Source organism: Solibacillus sp. FSL K6-1554, from assembly GCF_038005185.1.
Taxonomy (GTDB): Bacteria; Bacillota; Bacilli; order Bacillales_A; family Planococcaceae; genus Solibacillus; species Solibacillus silvestris.
The window spans coordinates 1,503,551-1,525,376 of record NZ_JBBOSS010000001.1 but is presented as its reverse complement, the minus strand read 5'-3'; the positions used below and the strand labels follow the sequence as shown (position 1 = coordinate 1,525,376).

Genomic DNA, 21,826 nt, shown 5'->3' with positions numbered 1-21,826 from the left:
ATGAATAGGAGGAATATAATTGAATAATGGTTCGGATTCTACACCCTCTTTAGAAGTAATCGCAGCCAGGCTTGCCTATGCAGGTGCTGCTGTTACAACGATTGGCGATGTATTGTCTATGATTTCTGCAGGAATTTCATTAAAGCTGCTTGAGGAGCAAAACGGACAGCAGGCTTCGGCTTCCTATGGCAGCGAATCTGATTTTAAGCAAATGCAAGATGAAATCGATAAATTAATTCGGGAACTTCGGCAAATAAGAAAAATGATGGGCAAACCCTAATCCCGATTAAACAAATATTTTCTTGAATCTGCTTCGATCCGCCGTTCACAATCATCACAACTGATGCTTGCTTGTCGGTTTACTTTATATTGATTATATTTTTTTGTACCTTCCATCAACTTGAATGGCTTCCGGCAATACCGGCAAGTTGTCTCATAAAAAAACATTTCAGATCCATTCCTTCCGCAAAATCTTTTTATATTATAACTTAAAATAAAAAAAACCTATTGCGAAAAGTAAGTTTCATCGCAATAGGCTTTGTTTTATGATTTTAAAAGTTTAACCGTGACTGTTTTTCGACCCCAATTTTTAGCTGTCGATTTTTTACTCATAAAAATATCAATTTTCTTTCCTTTAATGGCACTGCCAACATCACCCGCAACGGCAATTCCATAGCCTTCCACCCATACTTTAGAGCCAAGTGGAATGATTTTCGGATCTACGGCAATAACCTTCAAACTAGGATTTTTACGTAAATTCAACCCGGTTTTCGTAATACCAGAACAGCCTTTGCAGTTAGCTGTGTAAGCCGTTGATGACATCTTAATTGTCTTTTTTACATTAGAAGGATGTGTGGCTGATTTTTTTATTGTCGCTTTCTTTGCTGCCGGCTTATTTTTAATATGGCTTGGTAACTTAAGGACTTGTTTAATTTGTACTTTTGTAGTCTTTAAATCATTCAATGCCATAAGTTCTTTTACTGATGTATCGTATTTCTTCGCAAGCAATGTTAAATTCTCGCCTTTTTTAATTGTATGTGAAGCTGCCTCTGACGTTCCTGCAAAAATGAATGTGCTTGCGACCATAACCGCAATAAATGCTACTATTTTCTTGATCATACTTGAATATTTCCCTCCAGAGAAAGTGTCGTGAAAAATCTTTTTGATTCAACATGACCTAGCATAACCTCTCAATGTTTCAGTGAGATGACATGTTCATGCCGTCAATATTACAATTCGATAACAAATAGTCGAAATATGTCGAGAATATATTACAAATATCTGAATAACTTTATTATTCGCATATAATAGAACCATATATTAACATTTTTTCATGACTTTTTACTTTCTTTTGAGCGGTGAGTAAAAAACTATCCTATAGTAACAATTTATGCTAATATATTTTTTGTTTTGATTTAAACAATAGAAAGAGTGAACTGATTGGAAAATAGCACGAAAGAATTGAGTTTATTTAAGTTAACTTGGCCATTATTTTTAGAGTTGTTCCTATTTATGCTGATGGGGTTAGCGGATACATTTATGTTAAGTGCTGTATCGGATGATGCAGTAGCAGGCGTTGGAACAGCCAATCAATATATTCAAATTGCAATTTTATTATTAGGGGTAATCGGTACGGGTGCATCCATTGTCGTTTCTCAATATTTAGGTTCCCGCCTAATTGCTGAAGCATCCCAAATCGCAGCTTTATCGGTAACACTCAATTTACTCGTCGGTTTAGTCATTAGTGGGTTATTTATATTATTTTCCGATGTTCTAATGAAGATGATGAACCTGCAAGGTGCTGTATTGGAAGCAGCGCAGAGCTATTTGGTCATTGTTGGAGGCTTTATATTCGTTCAGGCTTTAATTACTTCCATGTCTTCAATTATTCGTGTCCAAGGCTGGACGAAGCAAACGATGTACGTGTCGCTTGCAATGAATATTGTACACGTTGTTTTAAACTATATTTTAATCTTTGGTAAATTTGGAATGCCGGAACTTGGCGTGGAAGGTGCAGCAATATCTTCTGTTGTTAGTCGTGTCCTGGCATCAGTTGTATTTTTCTGGCTTTTATACCAGGCGTTGGAGGTTCGTATTGAATGGGCAGATTACTATAGATTGTCCAAAAACTATATTTCAAAAATATTGAAAATCGGAATTCCGTCTGCCCTTGAGCAGGTGCTCTACCAGACCAATCAAATTGTCCTTCTCTATTATGTAACATTTATTGGAGCCGAGGCATTATCTGCCCGTCAGTATGCCGTGAATATCTCGATGTTTACTTATCTTTTTGCAATGGCAATCGGGATGGCGACAGCTATTTTAGTCGGCCGGTATGTCGGAGCAGGCGAGAAAGAACTTGCCTATAGTAAAGTATGGTTTGGTGTAAAATCGGCTTTAATTTTTACATTGTCCATGGTCGCAATTATCATCCTCTTTAGAGAACCGTTCATGCGCATCTTTACTGACAATGAAGAAATTATTCAAATCGGGGCGAGCGTACTATTATTAAGTATTTTACTGGAGACAGGACGTACGATTAACATTACGATCATTAACTCTTTGCGTGCTTCAGGGGATGCCGCTTATCCTGTCCGTATTGGTTTTATTTCCATGATCGTTATCGGTTTATCCCTAGGTTATTTATTCGTCTTCGTTCTTGACTTAGGCCTTGTCGGTGTATGGCTTGCTATTGCATGTGATGAATGGATCCGCGCAGTACTCGTTATTTTCCGCTGGCGCAGTCGGAAATGGGAACGCTATGCCATTGTTAGTTCTGATAAATAGATATATTGAAACATCCATATTCCCTTGTGAGGAGATGGATGTTTTTTTATTTGTAATCCATTTAAATTATCGGCTTCTCACTATTGTATGGCGTAATCAAAACGCCTTCTTCAATTTTATTGAGAAGGCGTTTCACATTATTATTTAGATGATTCTTCAGCCGAAGCTTCTTCAGTTGATGCTTCTTCTGCTACAGCTTCTTCAAGTTCTGCATTTTCTTCTGCTAGCAATGCTTCTTCAGCAGCACGACGTTTCGCTTCTTCTGCAGCTTTTTTCGCCGCTTCTTCAAGTGGTTTGTTGACAACACCTAAGCACCAAATAAATTCTTCCCAAGCCATGTTCCAACCTTTGAAAACTTCTTCCGAGTCATCCCATTTTACTGAATAAGCGATCCCATCTTCAGTTTTTACAATCGATAGTGATAAATCCGCTCCAGCACGGTCACTTAATAATTTGATTTTTCCCTCTTCATCAAAACGTTCCTCGATATTATCCTTTTCTGTGAATGAACGGCTTTGTGCAATTTCAAACAGAACATTACTATGAATTCGGTATTTATTTTTTTGCATTTTTTTCCCAACTTCCATTATTGATTCGTTACTTGTACTATCTTACAACGTTTCAAAAAAATTATCGCGATTTTTTTCAGTTTAGCACTTTAAATTATTTTATCACAAGTCGGTACAGTTAAACCACTAACTATTGCACAAAAGAGAACGTATATTCCTTATTTTATGAAAAAAAATAAAAAAAACCCGTGGAGTCTTAAGAAACTTCACGAGTTTAAAACCATTATAAAGGTTAGTAGTAATACGAACCGCTATTGCGTTTTTCTGCTATTTCATATGCAAGTTCAATAATAGATTTTGCAAGCTGTGCATATGTTACTTCTTTTTTCGGTAAGAACATCGATTGTTCCGCACCTTGAAGTCCTAAGACATGCGAAATTGCAACATATCCGATTTTTTCCGGATCAACATCAGCCGCATCTTTTATCGTTAACTGATAGATGTCCGCATGCTTTGCCGCTTGTTCAAGACCTAGTGTTCGGATATACCAAACGGCTAATTGCTCATTTGTTACTTTTTGGTCGATGTTTAATTCATCTTCCAGCGGATTTAAAATGCCTAGACGTGTTGCAGTTTCCACTACATTATAATACGGATGATCCGGATTGATTTCATCGAATGAAACTGGTGGCTGCTCCGGACGATATGCATAATAATCCTCATAGAAATAAGTGATGGACTTAATGATAGTTTGAAGCGCCTGCCCTTGTGAAATGGCCGTATCCGCATTGAAAGTTTTCGGATCCTTCACTTCAATTGCACCAGCCTGAATTAAATAATTCAGTTCCTTTTCGGCAGTCGGGTGAGTTACTTTCGCTTTTTCAGTTTGTACATACGGACTGACAATCTCGCCACTGTTGGCATCGATTTGGTAGTACTCTTGTCCCTTTACTGTCGGGACATATACAAGCTCGTATTTACCGTCTTCATTTTGCAGACGGTGGTAAACAAGTTTAACATCCAGTGCATCTGCAAATAGTTTCTTTGCCTCTTCGCCTGAAACTGTTGCTGATGCATCTGGCCATTCCTCAATATCCAATGGATAGCGATAGAATGATTTCAATTTCCCTTCGTCATCAATTGTTACCGATAGACTGTCACCATTTACAATCAGTCCATTTTTAATTCGTGGGAAATTCACATAATGCACTTTTGATTCCTTATCATAAACCGGATCTGTATGTGCCTTCGCATATTCATGTACGGATGTTGGAGCAAGCTCCTTCACATATTTTTTCGCTGCTGCGAGGACCTTATCTTTATCCAGTCTTGGAACTGTATTTTCCGTTTCATCATCTTCTAGCGGGAGTGGACTATAGAAGTCAGAGTAAGAGATAAGTTCCCCAGTGTTTTTATTGAATTCGATTGATGAACCGAACGAGCCGTTTCGGTAGCGGTAAGAATAGGAAACACTGATTACGGCTTGATCATTCATTTCATGTTCATAGGCATGATCAATTGTGAATTTTGTTGTATTTCCCTGGCTTGCTACTAACTGTTTTGCAATTTCTTTCGCGTCTTCAATTGTAATTGGTGATGGTTCTTTTAATTGGTTTGGCGCAAGCGGTTGTAATGCTACTTTGCCATTTAACGAATCCACTTTGCCTGTTGTAGTTGCCCATTTATTAGAAGTCGCATGTAAACCAATTACATTTGGGGCTGGCAAGTAAACAAGTTTAACAGCAGGCTTGGAAGATGTTAAGGAATAATCAACCGTGTATTGCAAAGTTAAATTTAGTTGATCTTTCATTTTTTCTAACGCTGCTTCTTTTGTAACAACATTTGTCGTCTCTTCAAACGACATGCGTTTTTGATCAGGACTCATTTGTGTGAAATATTGGATTTTACCATCGCCAAGTACACTTACTATCATTGACTGATCCTGGATTGGAATATTTTTTTCGGTTGAAGTGAAGCTGTAATTGTACGTGATCGGCTCAGTAATTAGACGGCTGAAATAACTAGGTGTTTCAGTTGATATCACGTAATTGGATGAAGAGGCCACCTTTTTAACGAAATCTTCTGCAATTTTACGTCCTTGTTCTTCAGTTATTTTACCTGGGAATAAAGCATCCTTCACACTTGCAGGACTGAAATATAAATGCTCAATTTCTAGGTTGTCCGATCTGAATGAAACACTGCCGCTTTCCATCTGTTTATTGACCTTTTTCTGGAACATTAATTCATAACGTGTAGTTAAATCATCAGCATAATGATAACTCATAGAAGTCATTTGGAAATCACTATCAGAGTATGTAGCAAACATCTCCGGTAATTTCGTTTTTAAAATTTTAATCAACTGTTCTTTTGTTACACTTTCATCTGTCATCGCAACATAGATGGGTACCCTTTCTTCTTTCGGATTGACAGAAGCCTCTGCAAGAGCAGGACTGGCAAGCAATCCTAAAGAAACAATCGACATGCCTAAAGCGGTTGTCCATTTTTTCATATTCAATTCCTCCTTTGTTTCTATCTATTATACGCCTAATTATTGGCAATAGTTTCAATATATTGTACATTTTACAAAATTATTACTTTTTTCCAGGAAAATACTATACATTGTGTTCAATAGTAAGTCATGTTAGAATCTTTCAGAGGTGAAGTTCGTGAATATTGTAACAGCAGGAATGCTTGTATCATTTTCCGGCATTATTGTCGTTTGTTTAGGTTTGTTTGGCATCCTACCTAACACTAACCAAACATTGAATTATGTATTTATCGGCATCGGATGGGTGTTTATCCTAATCGGCATCGTCATCCGCATTATCGGTATGAAACTTGAACGGAAAAATAAATAAAAATCCCGAGTACCGCATGAGTACTCGGGATTTTTCCTTTACCTATATCATTTTTAAATCAGTTCCTCTTCAAGCAAATAATATTTTGCTCCGAATATATCCACTTCATAGGTAACGACTCCGGCTGGACTTATATGAATGTTTGTTATTTCCCCTGCTTTATTGATGATATGGGCTTCATAAAATTTGCGATAATGATACGTTTCACTATCCAATTGTTCATCGATTAAGATTATTTTTACAGTGTCCATCAATTGAAACTTCGGCTGATGCTGTTCAAACTCCAGTTCAAATAAATTTAGCTGCCGCAAAAAAATTCACCTGCCAATATGTATTCAACATTACATTCGACAAGTGAATTTAATTCCCTTTATTTAGGAGGGACATGAATCTAATTAATGCAGTCAACTACGTTAATCCTGCATTTTTGGTAATGGCAAAATCGTTTCATTATTTTTCTGCTCTGGCTTTAAATAAATGACAAGCTCTTGCTGATATGTACCATTTCCCAGTAAATAATGATCAAGTGTATGGCTGTCATACTGATAGTTGCCAAATGGAAATGAAACACTTTCGCCTTTTACAGCAGCTAGCAGTCCCGCAACATCATTACTGACCATCTGCAAAACTTCTTCAGCCGTTTCTGTTAATACAAATACTACATTCATCTTTTTTACTCTCCTATACCCCTATGAATAGTGTCGCCTGCGCAATGGCGATATAAAACGCCGGGTCCTGTACCGGTGCTTCTTCCCATACTACCAGCTTAACCGAAAACATATCCGATTGTTCATTATAAACAGCAAGCCACCTTGCGATAACCTCGTCATTTATAATAAAGTTGGACCAGTCTTCCATTTCTTTATCAATTTTCATCTTAAATTTATCGCTTGATATAAACAGTTCGGGAACGCCAATACGCCAGTTCTCATAATTAATGATATATTTTTCGTTTAAAACAAGATCCTTTCCTTCAAACCACACTTTTCCGCGTCTGAAGATTTTCTTCACTTCGAATAATGATTGTCCATCATTACCAAGCACCGCATATTTCAAAAAATAGCGGTGATCGAAATAGCCGTCCAGCAGTTTTTTCAAACCGTTATCATAAATACGCTGAACTTTTAGGATTTGCTCCCCCGCTTCATTGTAAACAGGCTGTTGTTCCGTTGATTTTATATTTCCTAATACTTCGTACGTATAAGTCTGCATTGATTTCCCCTTAATAAATAATCTTAATTTTATTGAGTATCCGTTGTAAAAAATTTTGCTTTTCATCAAATTTTTCCCGTATCGAAAGTGCCTCATCAGGATGGTCGGTAATGACACCATTTACATTTTTCTCGTAAAATTTCTGCATATCCGACTCATCATTAATTGTCCAGACGAACAACTCCATATTACGATCCACTACTTGCTGCTGGATATTTTTCGTAGCAAAAGACTGCTCCACCGAAATAAAGTCGGCATTTGATTCTGGTAACTTGCCGTATGCGATGGAATACACATGCCCAGTATGAACACGGGGTTCCAGTTCTTCAAGCAGCTCCATTGTCGGTAAATCAGGTGATTGAACATAATGATAATCCAAGGCATCATATTCATCAAGCAGATCAACAAAGCGCTGTAAAAAGTCCTCAGTTTCAAAACCATGAGTTTTCAGCTCAATAAGCAATTTTATATTTAAATCATGACTCATTTCAAGCACTTCCTCAAATGAAGCGATCGTGTCACTGAATCCATCCGCCAAAACGGTTGTTGTGACTAATTCATTTAGCGTTAAATCATAAATGATATCATCTTCCCCTGACAAACGTGATAAAGTTTTATCATGATAGACGACAAATTCCCCGTCCTTCGTTTGCTGGATATCGATTTCCACTAAATCCGCATCTGCTTCTTTAGCCGCTTCAATCGCACTCAATGTATTTTCCACACCGCCATCCATAAAGCCACGATGGGAAACAATATTTGTGTCCGGTTCGTAAATCGTTTTTCCCAAATTGATATAATTAATACCGCTCACAAGGAAAAACGCATATACAGCAATTAGAAAGGACCACTGACGAATTGTTAGTCTAAATGGCTCTTCCTGTATGATTAACGGTTTATGGCGTGTTAACTGGAATGCCACCATAACGATTAGCTGAGTAAACAAAACCTGCAATATTGTGAAGAACAGGATGATGACGCCCTGTGCAAGTGTCATTGTAAAACTTGCAGTGACAAGTCCCCAGCTCGGCTTAAATCTTTCAATGATAAAGAGCGGTGTCAATACGATAAATAACGCGAACAACAAAAGCGTTAAATTGACGATGACAATAACCCCGATCATCCCAACCGTCTCAACTAGTTTTCTTTTTGAAAACTGCCAGCTCATCTTTAATGCTTCAACTATTGAAACCTCTTGATAAACCGTAAAAAACGGCCATGTAAAAATGAAACGTAAGCCTATAAAACTCAATATAATTATTAGCACAACATATAGAAACGTACCATTACGAGAATTTAAAAGTTCGTCTATAATAAAGCTTGGTATATTTATATTTTGAATCAACGAAACTGGCAAAAATGATGAAATAAGTGGAATCAATAATAGTAAGTAAACTGCAATCAATAATGTCTGCAAGCTGATAAAATAGACAACCTTCTGATTTAACCGTTTTAAAAGCTCTTTCCATGTATATGGAATTCCACGCTGCTGATAGTATGCCAATAGTATTAAAAATCCTAATTCATAATAGATGAATACAATTCCGATAAATAAAATAATTCCTATTCCAAATAACGCAAACGGATTTGTCAGTAAATAAAGGATACTATCTTGCGTAATTACCTGTACTCCGGTTATATCCATGACAACTGCGGTAATCAGCCAGATGATAGGCAGTAAAATGAATGCCTGCACAATCCGTAATATCGCAAACGTCCGTATATAATCGACTCGATAATAATATAGATTTCTGAAAATCAGTTGAATAACGCGTTTAATTCTGTCCACAAGGCTTCCTCCGACTAGTCAATTCTATCTCTATTTTTGGTTTTTCTTAATATATTCCTTTGTTTGAAGCAAAGTATTTGTAAATACTTCCATTGGCTCCACCCCTCTAATTCCGTAATGGTCTTCAAATACGAAAAAAGGGATAATCTTTATTTGAAGTTGCTGTGCTTCATATCGATCCAGCACTAACTCTTCTGTGAATTGTTCTTCTTTTATTATTTTTTGTGCCATGCTCCGATCGATGCCAATCTGTTCGCAAATGGTCAGAAGTGATTCAGTGTCATTTAAATTAAGACCTTCCGCAAAATAATTTTTCATTACAACATCTACAAACTCCAGTTCTTTTTCATAGAGTTTTGCAAGCTTAGTTAAGCGATGCGCATTTTTCGTATTGGCGAGAACTATCTTATCAAAGTTGAATACGACTCCTACATCCTGGGCATGCATTTGCAACGCTTCCATGAACTCCTCTGTTTTACGGAGGTCATTATTTTTCTTTTTAAAAATGGAATCCACATAAGATAACGTTTCCGTTTTTGAAGCGGCAGGGCTTATTTCAAACGCTCTGTAAACGACTTCCGTTTCTTCACCTAAATTTAATTGTTCGATAGCTTGAAATAACTTCGTTTTAGCGATATAACAAAACGGACAAGCAAAATCAGAAAAAATCTCTATTTTCATATTGTCTCCCCCTAATAATTATGTAATTATATCCCTCTATTCTATGGGTTTTTTATTACAATACCCAAAAATCCAAAGAAAAAAGCCGAACCCGACATGGATTCGACTAAATAATATCTAAAATGAAGTAATTGTTGCAAAAAACTCTTCATAAAGTCCCTTTAATATTTGATCTTCATATTCCGAACGAACGCCAAATACAAGACTAACTTCCGAAGAACCTTGATTAATCATCTCAATATTCGCTCCTGTTGCAGAAATCGCAGTGGCTGCACGTGCTGCCAACCCTGTATTATGGCGCATGCCTTCCCCGACAATGACAATCATAGAAAAATTATGGCTGAATTGAACATCATCTGCACATAGTTCCTCCTTAACGCGCTTTACAATTCGCGCTTCAATTTCAGGTGACAGCTGGCTAGAACGCATAATAACTGAAATATCGTCTAAACCAGATGGTGTATGCTCATAAGAAATGTTTTCCTCTTCAATAATTTGAAGTAGCTTGCGGCCAAAGCCAACTTCTCGATTCATTAAATATTTTGATACATATAGAATTGAAAAACCACTATCCGCCGAAATCCCTGTAACCGGGCGATTCGTTGCCGGACGAGTCGGTAAAATTAACGTCCCAGATGCTGAGGGGTTATTTGTGTTTTTAATATTGACCGGAATACCTTGTTTATAGACTGGCATTAATGCTTCATCATGGAACACGGAAAAACCGGCATACGATAGCTCACGCATTTCGCGATAAGTAATTTCCTTAATATCGACTGGATCGTTTACGACTTTAGGGTTAGCAGCGAACACACAGTCCACATCCGTAAAGTTTTCATATAGCTCAGCACCAACAGCTGATGCCAAGATCGAACCAGTAATATCAGATCCGCCACGGTCAAATGTACGTAATACGCCTGATTTTGTATATCCGAAGAATCCCGGGAAAACAATAATCTCCTCTGTATTTTTCAATACACTTAAGTTTTCGTATGCTTCTGGCAATGCATACGTACGTTCCGGGAAGTCATTTAAAATTAGTTTATCTTTTGGACTTATATATTTTGCGGGCATGCCAATTGCATTAAAATAACACGCAATTAGTTTTGCATTGTTATCTTCACCGCTTGCTTTCATATTATCTAAGAATAAGTCTTTGTCTGACCAATTTTCTGTCACACGCCCGCGTATATCTTGCTCAATAATATCTGAAATTGTATTGTCTAAACCAAGATCTTCAGCAATATTACGGTAACGATTTACAACAGCTTTAATTTTTGCTTCAACATCGCCTTTATTAATCACGGTGTTTGCTAAATCTATTAATAAATCCGTCACTTTAATATCATCACTTGAACGCTTACCAGGCGCAGAAACAGCGACAATCTTTCTTTCAGGATTAGACTTCACAATGCTTGCTACTTTTTTGATTTGTTCTGCACTCGCGACAGATGTGCCGCCAAATTTACATACTATCATCTCATCATATCCTTACTCTCAAAATTGATATTTGTACTCACCGAAAAAACATTTGACTTTACACAGTGTACAAATTTATCCTATTTCAGTCAAGACTATTCAGTAAATTCATTAATCTATTTGTCAAAATACGAATAATTCGTCATTTTGTCAATATATTATATGAGATTTTTATATAAAATGATATTTATTTGTTCAATTTTATAACATTTTTACAATAAAAAATAAATATAATTTGTTAGGCAAATGAAGTGTCACAATAGTTAAACAACCTTCCCGTCAATCCCTAGCAATGAAAAAATGTTTGTTCCCCCATTCTACTGCAAATTAATCTATAATTATTAGAAAAGAAGTTGTAATTATTATTAGTAGGAGAAGGATATATGAAAATAGTAATTGCAGAAAAACCAGACCAGGCTGCAAAACTGGCTGCCCCATTTTCATTTACTAAAAAGGCTGGTTATTTTGAAGTAAAGCCAAACACATATTTTCCGGAAGGTGCTCTTATAACATGGGCAATCGGTCATCTTTGTGAATTGAAGGCCCCGGAAGAATACAACGCTTCCTGGAAAAAATGGACGTTGGAAACATTGCCGATCATTCCAGAACGTTTCGAGTATAAAGTAACGAAAACAAAATACAAGCAATTTAATATCATTAAGACACTCGTGAAAAGACCGGATATAAGGGAAATTATCATCGGCGGGGATGCAGGGCGCGAAGGTGAACTTATTATAAGGACCATTTTAAAAGTTTGCGGCGTGAATAAACCAATGAAACGTTTATGGATATCATCTCTAACGGAAAATGCGGTGAAAAACGGATTTGCAAACTTACTACCGGAAGAAAAAACGAGAAATATTTATTTTGAAGCACTAAGCCGTTCCTGTGCAGATTGGCTAATCGGGATTAATACATCGAGATTGTACACAGTGCTGCTTAAACGAAATGGAGTAAAGGATGTATTTTCCATTGGACGAGTTCAAACACCTACACTAGCACTCATTGTAAAACGAGAGCATGAGATTGCAAACTTTAAACCTGAACCGTTTTGGGAAGTGGAAGCGGAATTTAATTTTAACGGCAAGATACTAAAAGCGAAATGGCATAAAAATAGCGTGACAAGGCTTCTAGAGGAACGCCAAGCAATTGCTGCCGCCAATTTTTGCATCAATAAAAACGTAGAAATTAAGAATATCAAAAAGGAAACGAAGGAATATGCGCCACCTCTTTTGTTCAATCTGTCTGCACTACAGGCAACAGCAAACAGAGCGTTTAAATTTTCACCGCAAATGACGCTCGATATTTTACAGAAGCTTTATTTAAAAGGTGTCGTTTCCTATCCTAGATCGGATTCCCAATTTTTAACGAATGAGGAAGCAAAAACATTGCCGGCCATTCTCGGACAGCTAGGTAAGTTAGATCAATACAAAAATCTGTTGCCTCCACCGACAACTTCACTTATGAACAATAAACGGTTCGTGAATGAAAAAAAGGTAACCGATCACCATGCCATTATTATTACAGAACAAGTTCCGAATATGGGAAAGCTCAGTGCCGAGGAAGCAAAGATTTATGATTTAGTTGCAAGACAAGTCATTGCGGCACATTACAATAATGCCGTATTCTCCTATACAACGATTCACTCACTTGTCGATAATCGTGCTGAGTTTATTTCTAAAGGAAAAGTATTGCTGGAGGAAGGTTGGCGCAAAGTCATTCATCATTCGAAAGATAGTGCTGACAAAGATGAACTGCTCCCTCTTCTGCAAGAAAATGAGCAAGGGACTGTCGTGAAGGCAAATGTAAAAAAAGGAGAAACCCAACCGCCAAACCGCTATTCGGAAGGTAATTTAATTACAGTTATGAAAACAGCGGGCAAGCATTTGGAAGATGCGGAACTGGAAAAGGTTTTATCGAAAACGGAAGGCTTAGGGACGGAAGCTACACGTGCCGGAATTATTGGTACACTGAAAGACCGGAATTATATCGAAGTGAAGAAAAACCAAGTGTTTGCAACGACGAAAGGAATGCTGCTCATTGAAGCACTAGGTGAAAGCATTTTAACGTCCGCTTCAATGACAGCTAAATGGGAGCAGCGCCTTTCTGAAATTGGTGAAGGGAACGCTTCCCCGCAAGTATTTATGGAACAGGTGAAAAAACTGGCCGATAAATTGATAGTAGATGCAGGCGAACGTGAAAAAGAGTGGGCATTCAACCAAAATGATGTGGAGAAAATTACCGAAAACAATCCATATACGAAAAAGTATAACAAAGTAAAAACGGTTGTCGGTAAATGCATCCTTTGTGATGGATCCATTGTCGACCATGGTACTTTTTACGGTTGTTCGAATTATAAGAAAGCCAACTGTAAATTCTCGGTTTCCAAAAAAATTCTCGGAAAAACAATTACGCAAACGAATTTGAAGAAACTTTTGGCTTCCGGTGAAACAGACTTGATCAAAGGATTTAAAAGAGGCGGTAAAATCTTCAACGCCCACCTCATTTGGGATGAGAAGGAACGAAAGACAAGTTTTAAGTTTACAAATACTAAGTAATCAACTTCCTTTAAAAGATATCCCCCCGAAAGTTAGTGTCGAACATTTAACTTTCGGGGTAATTTCTTATCTCTTAATCAATAATTTAACCTGTTATCATTCCTGTATTTTAACCACGCATCTATTTCTGTTTTCATAAATCTTTTCTGATTATCGAGCAATACATAGGGGATGAACTGATAAGTATCATAGCTGCTTAACCCCTCTCTTAACGAATCATCATTCGATATAATGATTTCAATTGATTGTTCGCTTATTTGAAGGTAGTCAGCCAGTTGAGTGATTGTCATCAAATCTGGTATTGAACTATTGACATATTGTGAATCTATATCGGAATTCGGTAAGTTCGTTAAATTACTTAATATAAAAGCAGATATTACAACAGATAAACCCAACAGTACTGCTCCCATTAAATAAGTCGACTGCTTCATAATAGAACCTCCTACTAATATATAGTTTATAAAACACTTTGCCTTAAAAAAAACCATTTATCATTTTAATTGTAATTGGATTGTTTCTGATTGACTGTTCCACTTTATTGTCGCTTTAAGTTCTGATCCTTCCGTTGCATTCGAACAGCCGTAAGGCATAAAAAACATTCCATTTTCATCTAAAGAGATGGAGGCCCCTTCTTTATTATCCACACTAAACTCCAATTGCTCAGGCAGCGGATCATTATTTAGGTATTTTATATAGCCTTTAGTAGAATTGCAGCTATTATCATCAGTCACTACATATTGAACTCTCCAATTTTCACTTTCACCAAAAAACACATAATCTTTTTGTATGCAGCCAGATAAAAGAGCAACACTAAACAAAAGGATTAACATTTTGCTTTTCATTTAAAATCCCCCTTTTTTACTCTTTTCCACTTACAATTTCCTTAAATAAAAAAACAATATGCAGAGTATGGCTTACTCCTTAATAAAACGGATTACCTGATCTATGTATCTCTCTAAAGGTTGCTTAGTATTTACAACGATGTATAAACCTTCATTTGGTTTCTTACTATTTTCAATGGTAAATTTAAATGTTTCTTCTGAGCTGGCTACTTCAATTTGACTAACCATCCTATTTCGGCTTTTCAATCTATTATTAATTTCTTGAAAATCATTCAGATAACACTCCACGTATTTGTATGTGGTTTTGTACTTTTTTGACAACTCGATGCCTCGATCTACCATTTCCTGATAAAGGCATGGACTATCCAACAAGACATTTTGTCCTTGGGATAAGTGAAATTCCACTAAAGACCAATCTACATTGTAGGCCATTTTACCAACAAGTTTTTCATCGATCGAAATTTCCTCCAGCGACTTCAGTAACGCAGATTTTACAATATCATGATCTATTATGACTGCCCCTGTTCTCTTGGCAATCTGTCGAGAAAGCGTCGACTTTCCAGACCCCGGGAACCCGGACATTTGTACAAAAAACATACTTAAACAACTCGCTTTTATCGGAATTTTATTCACTCGTCAAAATTAAACTATTCAGAACCCAAATATTCTGCATGGAGTTCCCTCTCTGTAATGCCCTTTTCCAGAGACACACTGTACGCCTTGGCATTTGGTCTTGAGCTTACGATTTTATGAATTTCCTTTTCTTTATAATGAATCGCAACGCCATCATCTAAAGCAATTCTAGAATGTAATTTATTGGTCTCCATCAGTTTATGATATGCAGGTCTTCTTTCGGTTTCTCCATCGTAATGCGGACAATTACTTCCCTTTAAAAACCCCAAACAGTTAATAGGCTCAAGTCCATCCCCATAGGAATCCGTCACCCCTTGTTCAAACCAACAGATTGCTCCTGCACTCAGCCCAGCTAAAATAACACCTTCCTCCCATGCTTTTCGCAAAATACTGTCTAATCCCCATTCCTTCCACAAAGCCAAAAGGTTTTTCGTGTTTCCACCACCTACATATAAAATGTCTTTTTCTAAAACAAAACTTTCCAAGTCTCGGGAAGGTGGGTTAAATAAAGATAAATGTGAAGGATCACAATTTTGGTCATTAAAAAAACTATAAAATCTTGATATGTATTGTTCGGAATCACCACTAGCTGTAGGAAGGAAACAGATTTTCGGATTAGCAGTCTCCGCTTGTTTTAAAATATAGTGATCTAATAACGGGTTATCGGGTTCCATTGAAAAACCCCCGCCACCCATAGCTATTATTTGTCTCATTTTCATTTATGTACTCCTTTCGTCCATATACACTCAAAACATTATCCTTATGATTTCAAGATTTTCTTCATTTCTCTCCAGCCCAGCCCTTCCTCGGTCACTTTTAACTACTTAATCATTCATATTCTATAAAGTTCGTAATAATCCCTTTGATATCAAAACAATAACTTGGAGCAGCGTCATGAAGGAAGCTCCTCCTTTAACGATATGTTGATTTGAAATACATGTTCAAACGCCATCTAAAAACGATAATAGGGTTATCGACCAACAATAATCCTCACCGAGATAAATATTATCCCAATGTAGAAAATATGAACTTTTCAATGTTATACTAATGATACAAAAAGGAGGATTTATTTTATGGAGAAAAGAAAGCGGACGATTTTTTGGATCATACCAATCGGGGTAATCGGGGTATTTTTTTATTTTTTCGGTCCACAAAAAGCCGTAACTGATAACGACTACATTACATATATTCATGCTACACCCGTTATGGAAAATAGCGATATTACAATAGAAGATGCCCTCAAAAATTATTGTGAAGAAAGCCGTTGGGAATATTTCCAAACTAAAATGATGGAGCATGTAGTAGAATTTAAAGGTAAATGCAACATTGATAACAAAGTACAGCCTGTTAATCTACAGTATGTTGTTGAAAAAGGACAAACAGATTACCGTATGGGGGCAATGCTTGTTGATGGTGAACAGCAATCCGAAGAGCAGCGAACAGCGTTTTTGGATATAATTCAATAAAGTATTACAAAGTGGAAACTTCATAAGCTTCCACTTTTTATATACCAAAAACCCTAAAATTATATTAATAAACCTCTTAACTTCGACAATAATCGCTGCCGTCTTTTCTTTATTGTTTCATAATTCAGCCTATACTTGTCAGCAAACTCCTTTACCGAAAGCTCTTTTTCGTACAACGCGATCAACAGAAATTGCTCATCTTTATTTAACTCCTCAAACCATTCGGGCCACTCCATATTAGATGTAATAAAATGATGTTGTTGCGAATTAATGATCATTACGTCTTCTTCCACTGCTAATTCATGCTCAGATACATGATTGGCTTTGGATAACGCTCGAATTATTGCATATTTAACGCTCATGTAAGCAAACATCGCAAAGTCCCCTTTTGTTTCATCAAATTTTTGCGATGCCTGCCATAAAGCGATCCTCCCTACTTGCATATATTCATCAATATCTCGATAAATTTTAAGATTAAAAATGACCTTTTTTATTAATGTTTCATTTTCAAAAATAAGTTGCTCCACATCCAGCATGATTCCAAATCCTTTAAGCTGTGCACAACTGATTATTCCTAGGTACTACAAATTTAAAAAATAATTGAAAAAGAAACAAAGTACAGATTTATCATGAAAAATAACATTTGAATAGAAAATAGTCGTAAAATTCACACTTTTATGAAGTAAATCGGTACAAAAAGGAGATTTTCGCATAGTTTTCAAATAAATCAGACTTAACGATATTGACAAAAAACCGGCTATCATGCATGCTATTAGAAAATATAAAGGCATATTGAAGACGAGTACGTAGCAATTGGCTAAACAAGAGAGCACATTCCACAGGCTGAAAGAATGGCATAGCAAAACCTGCCGAACCTACTTCAACAGCTCCTAGAAAAATAGGCGCAGACTCAGCGTTATGAGATGAAGTGGAATGCAAGTATTAGCATTCAATTTAGGTGGTACCACGGAAAAAGCACATTTCGTCCTAATCGATAGGATCGAAATGTGCTTTTTTAATGTAATAAAGTGAAACTTCAATCAGTGTTCTGCCGTTATGCTTTCGGGGCAGATAAATTAAAGCGGGATAAAGTGAAACTTCAATCAGTAGGGAATCTTTACCTCCCCCACTGATTGTTAGTTGAACCAATCGGGCTTTTACGAGTAGTTGACCTCCCGCCCAAATGCGGGAGTCTAACTACCCGTTAAAGCGGGATAAAGTGAAACTCAATCAGTGGGGAATCCTTACCTCCTCACTGATTGTTAGTTGAACCAATCGGGCTTTTACGAGTAGTTGACCTCCCGCCCAAATGCGGGAGTCTAACTACCCGTTAATGCGGGATAAAGTGAAACTCAATCAGTGGGGTATCCTTACCTCCCCACTGATTGTTAGTTGAACCAATCGGGCTTTTACAAGTAGTTGACCTCCCGCCCAAAAGCGGGAGTCTAACTACCCGTTAATGCGGGATAAAGTGAAACTTCAATCAGTGGGGAATCCTTACCTCCCCACTGATTGTTAGTTGAACCAATCGGGCTTTTACGAGTAGTTGACCTCCCGCCCAAATGCGGGAGTCTAACTACCCGTTAATGCGGGATAATTTCAATATTTCTATGGAAGGGGATTTTTTGGTGGAAAGAAAACGAGTTGTAGTAAAAATCGGAAGCAGTTCTTTAACAAATAGTAAGGGTGAGCTTGATCATGAAAAATTTCATGACCATGTTGCCGCCATTGCCACAATGAAACAGGCAGGTCATGAAGTCATTTTAGTATCTTCAGGGGCAGTAGCGGCAGGTTTCAAAAAGCTTGGCTACCCTTCTCGACCAATTACCCTTAAAGGGAAACAAGCTGCTGCCGCGGTCGGCCAAAGTATATTAATCCAAACTTATGCAGATAAATTTGCCACATATAATGTGACGTCCGCCCAAATTTTACTTACACGCTCTGACTTTAATGATAAACAGCGCTATAGAAATGCTTATGAAACATTAACAGAGCTATTGGAGCGTTCAATTATCCCAATTATCAATGAGAATGATACTGTATCTGTTGCTGAGTTGACTTTTGGTGATAATGACATGCTTTCCGCTTTAGTAAGTGGGCTCGTTCACGCAGATCAGTTAATTATTCTAACAGATGTGAATGGGCTCTATACGGCAAATCCTTTAACAAACACAAATGCTGTTCGTATTGATCGTATCGAAAAAGTAACAGAAGAATTGCTTCAATTTGCTTCAGGCTCAAGCTCAAAAGTTGGTACCGGCGGGATGCAGTCAAAACTTGTTGCAGCCAATTATGCCGTCAATACAGGTGTCGAAGTCTTTATCGGCACAGGTATCGGCCATACAAAACTAACAGATATTCTCGATAATAATGGGGACGGTACCTATTTTGAACGCAATGAAAAGTATATACCGACAAATAAACAGTGGGTCCAGCTCTCAAAATCTTCCGGGAAGATTTTTATAGATGAGGGTGCAGTTCAAGCATTGCAATTTGGCGGAAAAAGTTTATTGCCGGCCGGTGTCTATGCATATGAAGGACAATTTGAAAAAGGTGATGTTGTAGAAGTTTTTGACCGGCATAATTGTATCGGGCGTGGAGAAATTCTTTATTCTTCAACAGAATTGGAGCAAGCAATGGGGAAAAGAACGACAGAGCTCATGCATTACCCGATTGAAGTTATTCACCGGAATCAATGGGTCAAAGTTTAAGGAGGTCATTTTATGTCAAAAACGATAACAAACGAAGTTGTGGAAAAAGGCAAGCGCGCAAAAAAGGCAAGCTATTTAACAAATACCAAATCAACAGCAGAAAAAAATGAAGCATTAAGAAGTATTGCACAGCAGCTTCTTACCGATTTGGATGTTTTGCTGGCAGAAAACGACAAAGATATTACTGCCGGTAAAGCGAATGGACTCGATCAAGCTACTATAGATCGGATTTTACTGAATGAAAACCGTATTCAGGCGATGAGCGATGCAATCTTACAGCTAATAGAATTAGAGGATCCTGTAGGTGAAGTAGTCGAACAGATTACGAAAGAAAATGGTCTGCGAATTATTAAAAAGCGTGTTCCACTCGGGGTTATCGGCATGATCTATGAAGCACGCCCGAATGTAACGATTGATGCAGCAACACTTTCGATTAAAACCGGTAATGCGGTCATTTTACGAGGCAGCTCATCTGCCAAACACTCTAATATTGCACTCGTTGCATCGATTCACCGGGCATTGGACGCTGTCAGCTATCCGAAAGATGCTGTTTTGCTTATTGAAGATACGAGCCGTGAAACAGCGAAATCTTTATTTACATTGACTGAATACTTGGATGTACTTATTCCGCGTGGCGGGAAGAACCTGATCGATTTGGTCGTGCGTGAATCAACGGTTCCTGTCCTCGAAACCGGTGCAGGGAATTGCCATATTTATTTGGATGAATTCGCTAATATTGAAATGGCAAAATCAATTGTAAAAAATGCGAAAACACATCGTTTGTCCGTGTGCAATGCAGCGGAGAGTTTATTGCTTCACCAGAAATTTTTCCAAAACTACGGTACAGAATTTTTACATTACTTACAGGATGAACTTAAAATCAAAATCTATGGCGATAAAAAAGTATGTGCTTTACTGCCAGAAGCAATTGAAGCAACAGAGGCACATTATGCTGAAGAATTTTTGGCGCTGACATTAAGTGTCAAAGTAGTGGAGGATGTAGTTGAAGCCGTCCATCACATTAATCTGTTCGGAACAAATCACTCGGAAGCCATTATCACGGATGATCGTCATAATGCGGATATCTTTTTAAATTCTGTTGATGCGGCAGCAGTATATCATAATGCGTCCACTCGCTTTACAGATGGATTTGAATTCGGGTATGGCGCTGAAATCGGAATTTCTACTCAAAAGCTGCATGCACGAGGCCCAATGGGTTTACCGGCATTAACATCTACAAAATATTATATTCATGGCAACGGTCAGATCCGTGATTAATATTCACCTTCTGTAAAGTGAAACTTCGATCATTGTCTGGAGGCGGAGTTTTGCCTGTGCCCCACGCTTTCGAGGCAGATACATTTTACTATCCGTTAATGCGGGATAAAGAAAGCAGGTTCATCATATGAATGTACGTTCGATGCTTAAACTTACTATTTCCATGGCTATTTTCGGCTCTATCGGCTTCTTTACAACACAAACCGGATTGCCAGCAGTGGAACTCGTTTTTGTACGCTGTATATGTGCGACAATCTTTTTAGGCGGATTGTGGTTGATTACAGGTGGTCATAAAACAGAAGATTGGAATAGAAGCGAAGTGATGAAAACAATCGTTTGCGGCATATTTCTTGTCTTAAACTGGGTGTTTTTATTTAAAGCGTTCGAAGTTATGTCAATTTCAGTCGCCATTTCGATTTATAATTTAGCTCCGATATTTGTATTAATTTTAGGTTCGATGTTTTTGGCAGAAAAAATGGGCCTACGTTCAATTTGTGCAACAGCTATTTGCTTTTTCGGCAGCATTCTCATTATCGGTATTGAGAGCTTTACAAGCGTTTCGCAATTTATGAATTCAGGATTTATATGGGCGCTTCTTTCGGCCATTTGCTATGCACTGACAATGTTCACGAGTAAAACCATTCATGGCATGTCATCTTATGCACTAACATATATTCAAACGATTACCGGGATTATACTGTTGCTCCCATTTTGCGATTTTGCTGCTTTTGAAGGTTTAACGAATACAAACTGGCTCTACATACTTGGTACAGGTTTAATCCATACGGGATTTGTCTACTATTTATTTTTTGACAGTGTTCGAGACCTCCCTACTGTCATCGTTTCAGTACTCGTATTTGTCGATCCGGTAGTAGCCATATTATTGGATGCTTTGCTGCTATCCTTCCGACCAGATTTATTGCAAGTGCTTGGAATTGTGCTCATTTTTGGAAGTATTTTATACACCGTTTTCTATCCTAAACAAACCATAAACAAGGTAAAAACAAGTAGTTCACAATAAAA

General features: G+C 37.4%; 22 protein-coding genes. 8 read left to right on the top strand and 14 right to left on the bottom strand.

All coding sequences use genetic code 11. The annotated features are described in order from the left end of the window. The first annotated feature begins 19 nt into the window (after window positions 1–19). The gene (locus MHB58_RS07360) at window positions 20–280 is read left to right on the top strand and encodes a hypothetical protein (protein WP_008408455.1); all 261 of its coding nucleotides are present in this window, start codon (window positions 20–22) and stop codon (window positions 278–280) included. A gap of 263 nt (window positions 281–543) precedes the next feature. Here the strand turns inward: MHB58_RS07360 and MHB58_RS07355 are convergent, their stop codons facing one another. After that, complete coding sequence (locus MHB58_RS07355) at window positions 544–1,119, bottom strand: 3D domain-containing protein (protein WP_014824215.1); 576 nt, start codon at window positions 1,117–1,119, stop codon at window positions 544–546. A 321-nt stretch (window positions 1,120–1,440) separates the two neighbouring features. On the opposite strand from MHB58_RS07355, the gene MHB58_RS07350 reads away from it, so the two are divergent. Next, complete coding sequence (locus tag MHB58_RS07350; protein ID WP_014824216.1) at window positions 1,441–2,787, top strand: MATE family efflux transporter; 1,347 nt, start codon at window positions 1,441–1,443, stop codon at window positions 2,785–2,787. 140 nt (window positions 2,788–2,927) lie between these two features. Here MHB58_RS07350 and MHB58_RS07345 read toward each other — a convergent pair whose 3' ends face one another. Both MHB58_RS07345 and MHB58_RS07340 read right to left on the bottom strand, forming a co-directional pair. Further along, window positions 2,928–3,356 (bottom strand): hypothetical protein, encoded by a 429-nt coding sequence (locus tag MHB58_RS07345; RefSeq protein ID WP_008408458.1) that lies wholly within the window; start codon window positions 3,354–3,356, stop codon window positions 2,928–2,930. A gap of 232 nt (window positions 3,357–3,588) precedes the next feature. Further along, window positions 3,589–5,805 carry a YcdB/YcdC domain-containing protein gene (locus tag MHB58_RS07340; RefSeq protein WP_340734923.1) on the bottom strand — a complete coding sequence of 739 codons (2,217 nt, stop codon included), beginning with the start codon at window positions 5,803–5,805 and terminating at the stop codon, window positions 3,589–3,591. A 157-nt stretch (window positions 5,806–5,962) separates the two neighbouring features. Here MHB58_RS07340 and MHB58_RS07335 point away from each other — a divergent pair, with 157 nt between their 5' ends. Further along, window positions 5,963–6,154 carry a hypothetical protein gene (locus MHB58_RS07335; protein ID WP_008408460.1) on the top strand — a complete coding sequence of 64 codons (192 nt, stop codon included), beginning with the start codon at window positions 5,963–5,965 and terminating at the stop codon, window positions 6,152–6,154. Between the two features lie 53 nt (window positions 6,155–6,207). On the opposite strand, the gene MHB58_RS07330 is transcribed toward MHB58_RS07335, so the two are convergent. The 6 genes from MHB58_RS07330 to MHB58_RS07305 all read right to left on the bottom strand — a co-directional run bounded on the left by MHB58_RS07330 (window position 6,208) and on the right by MHB58_RS07305 (window position 11,315). Next, window positions 6,208–6,465, bottom strand: coding sequence for a hypothetical protein (locus MHB58_RS07330; RefSeq protein WP_340734922.1), 258 nt, complete (start codon window positions 6,463–6,465; stop codon window positions 6,208–6,210). Window positions 6,466–6,567: 102 nt separating this feature from the next. Beyond that, window positions 6,568–6,822 (bottom strand): thymidylate synthase, encoded by a 255-nt coding sequence (locus MHB58_RS07325; protein WP_340734921.1) that lies wholly within the window; start codon window positions 6,820–6,822, stop codon window positions 6,568–6,570. A gap of 13 nt (window positions 6,823–6,835) precedes the next feature. Continuing rightward, entirely contained in the window at window positions 6,836–7,366 is a 531-nt protein-coding gene (locus tag MHB58_RS07320) for a tubby C-terminal domain-like protein (RefSeq protein WP_014824219.1), read from the bottom strand. 10 nt (window positions 7,367–7,376) lie between these two features. Continuing rightward, window positions 7,377–9,155 (bottom strand): glycerophosphodiester phosphodiesterase, encoded by a 1,779-nt coding sequence (locus tag MHB58_RS07315; RefSeq protein WP_340734920.1) that lies wholly within the window; start codon window positions 9,153–9,155, stop codon window positions 7,377–7,379. A 30-nt stretch (window positions 9,156–9,185) separates the two neighbouring features. Next, the gene (locus MHB58_RS07310) at window positions 9,186–9,836 is read right to left on the bottom strand and encodes a DsbA family oxidoreductase (protein WP_014824221.1); all 651 of its coding nucleotides are present in this window, start codon (window positions 9,834–9,836) and stop codon (window positions 9,186–9,188) included. A gap of 117 nt (window positions 9,837–9,953) precedes the next feature. Then, the gene (locus MHB58_RS07305; protein ID WP_340734919.1) at window positions 9,954–11,315 is read right to left on the bottom strand and encodes an aspartate kinase; all 1,362 of its coding nucleotides are present in this window, start codon (window positions 11,313–11,315) and stop codon (window positions 9,954–9,956) included. A gap of 383 nt (window positions 11,316–11,698) precedes the next feature. Between MHB58_RS07305 and MHB58_RS07300 the strand changes: the two genes are divergently transcribed. Beyond that, window positions 11,699–13,873 carry a DNA topoisomerase III gene (locus MHB58_RS07300; RefSeq protein WP_340734918.1) on the top strand — a complete coding sequence of 725 codons (2,175 nt, stop codon included), beginning with the start codon at window positions 11,699–11,701 and terminating at the stop codon, window positions 13,871–13,873. 77 nt (window positions 13,874–13,950) lie between these two features. Here the strand turns inward: MHB58_RS07300 and MHB58_RS07295 are convergent, their stop codons facing one another. The 4 genes from MHB58_RS07295 to MHB58_RS07280 all read right to left on the bottom strand — a co-directional run bounded on the left by MHB58_RS07295 (window position 13,951) and on the right by MHB58_RS07280 (window position 16,061). Continuing rightward, the gene (locus MHB58_RS07295) at window positions 13,951–14,304 is read right to left on the bottom strand and encodes a hypothetical protein (RefSeq protein WP_008408468.1); all 354 of its coding nucleotides are present in this window, start codon (window positions 14,302–14,304) and stop codon (window positions 13,951–13,953) included. 60 nt (window positions 14,305–14,364) lie between these two features. Next, the gene (locus MHB58_RS07290; RefSeq protein WP_340734917.1) at window positions 14,365–14,715 is read right to left on the bottom strand and encodes a hypothetical protein; all 351 of its coding nucleotides are present in this window, start codon (window positions 14,713–14,715) and stop codon (window positions 14,365–14,367) included. A 72-nt stretch (window positions 14,716–14,787) separates the two neighbouring features. Beyond that, window positions 14,788–15,312, bottom strand: coding sequence for an AAA family ATPase (locus tag MHB58_RS07285; protein ID WP_008408470.1), 525 nt, complete (start codon window positions 15,310–15,312; stop codon window positions 14,788–14,790). Window positions 15,313–15,362: 50 nt separating this feature from the next. Continuing rightward, complete coding sequence (locus MHB58_RS07280; protein WP_340735895.1) at window positions 15,363–16,061, bottom strand: Type 1 glutamine amidotransferase-like domain-containing protein; 699 nt, start codon at window positions 16,059–16,061, stop codon at window positions 15,363–15,365. Window positions 16,062–16,421: 360 nt separating this feature from the next. Between MHB58_RS07280 and MHB58_RS07275 the strand changes: the two genes are divergently transcribed. Further along, on the top strand, window positions 16,422–16,814 hold the full coding sequence (locus MHB58_RS07275; protein WP_008408473.1) for a hypothetical protein: 393 nt from the start codon (window positions 16,422–16,424) through the stop codon (window positions 16,812–16,814). A gap of 59 nt (window positions 16,815–16,873) precedes the next feature. On the opposite strand, the gene MHB58_RS07270 is transcribed toward MHB58_RS07275, so the two are convergent. Continuing rightward, window positions 16,874–17,350 carry a sigma-70 family RNA polymerase sigma factor gene (locus MHB58_RS07270; RefSeq protein ID WP_008408474.1) on the bottom strand — a complete coding sequence of 159 codons (477 nt, stop codon included), beginning with the start codon at window positions 17,348–17,350 and terminating at the stop codon, window positions 16,874–16,876. Between the two features lie 1,092 nt (window positions 17,351–18,442). Between MHB58_RS07270 and proB the strand changes: the two genes are divergently transcribed. The 3 genes from proB (at window position 18,443) to MHB58_RS07255 (ending at window position 21,824) form a co-directional block, all read left to right on the top strand. Further along, a complete protein-coding gene (gene proB, locus MHB58_RS07265) occupies window positions 18,443–19,525 on the top strand; it encodes a glutamate 5-kinase (RefSeq protein WP_039966631.1) in 1,083 nt (360 codons plus the stop codon). 12 nt (window positions 19,526–19,537) lie between these two features. Continuing rightward, window positions 19,538–20,803 (top strand): glutamate-5-semialdehyde dehydrogenase, encoded by a 1,266-nt coding sequence (locus MHB58_RS07260; protein ID WP_008404720.1) that lies wholly within the window; start codon window positions 19,538–19,540, stop codon window positions 20,801–20,803. Between the two features lie 127 nt (window positions 20,804–20,930). Further along, the gene (locus MHB58_RS07255; protein WP_008404721.1) at window positions 20,931–21,824 is read left to right on the top strand and encodes a DMT family transporter; all 894 of its coding nucleotides are present in this window, start codon (window positions 20,931–20,933) and stop codon (window positions 21,822–21,824) included. The last annotated feature ends 2 nt before the right edge of the window (window positions 21,825–21,826 follow it).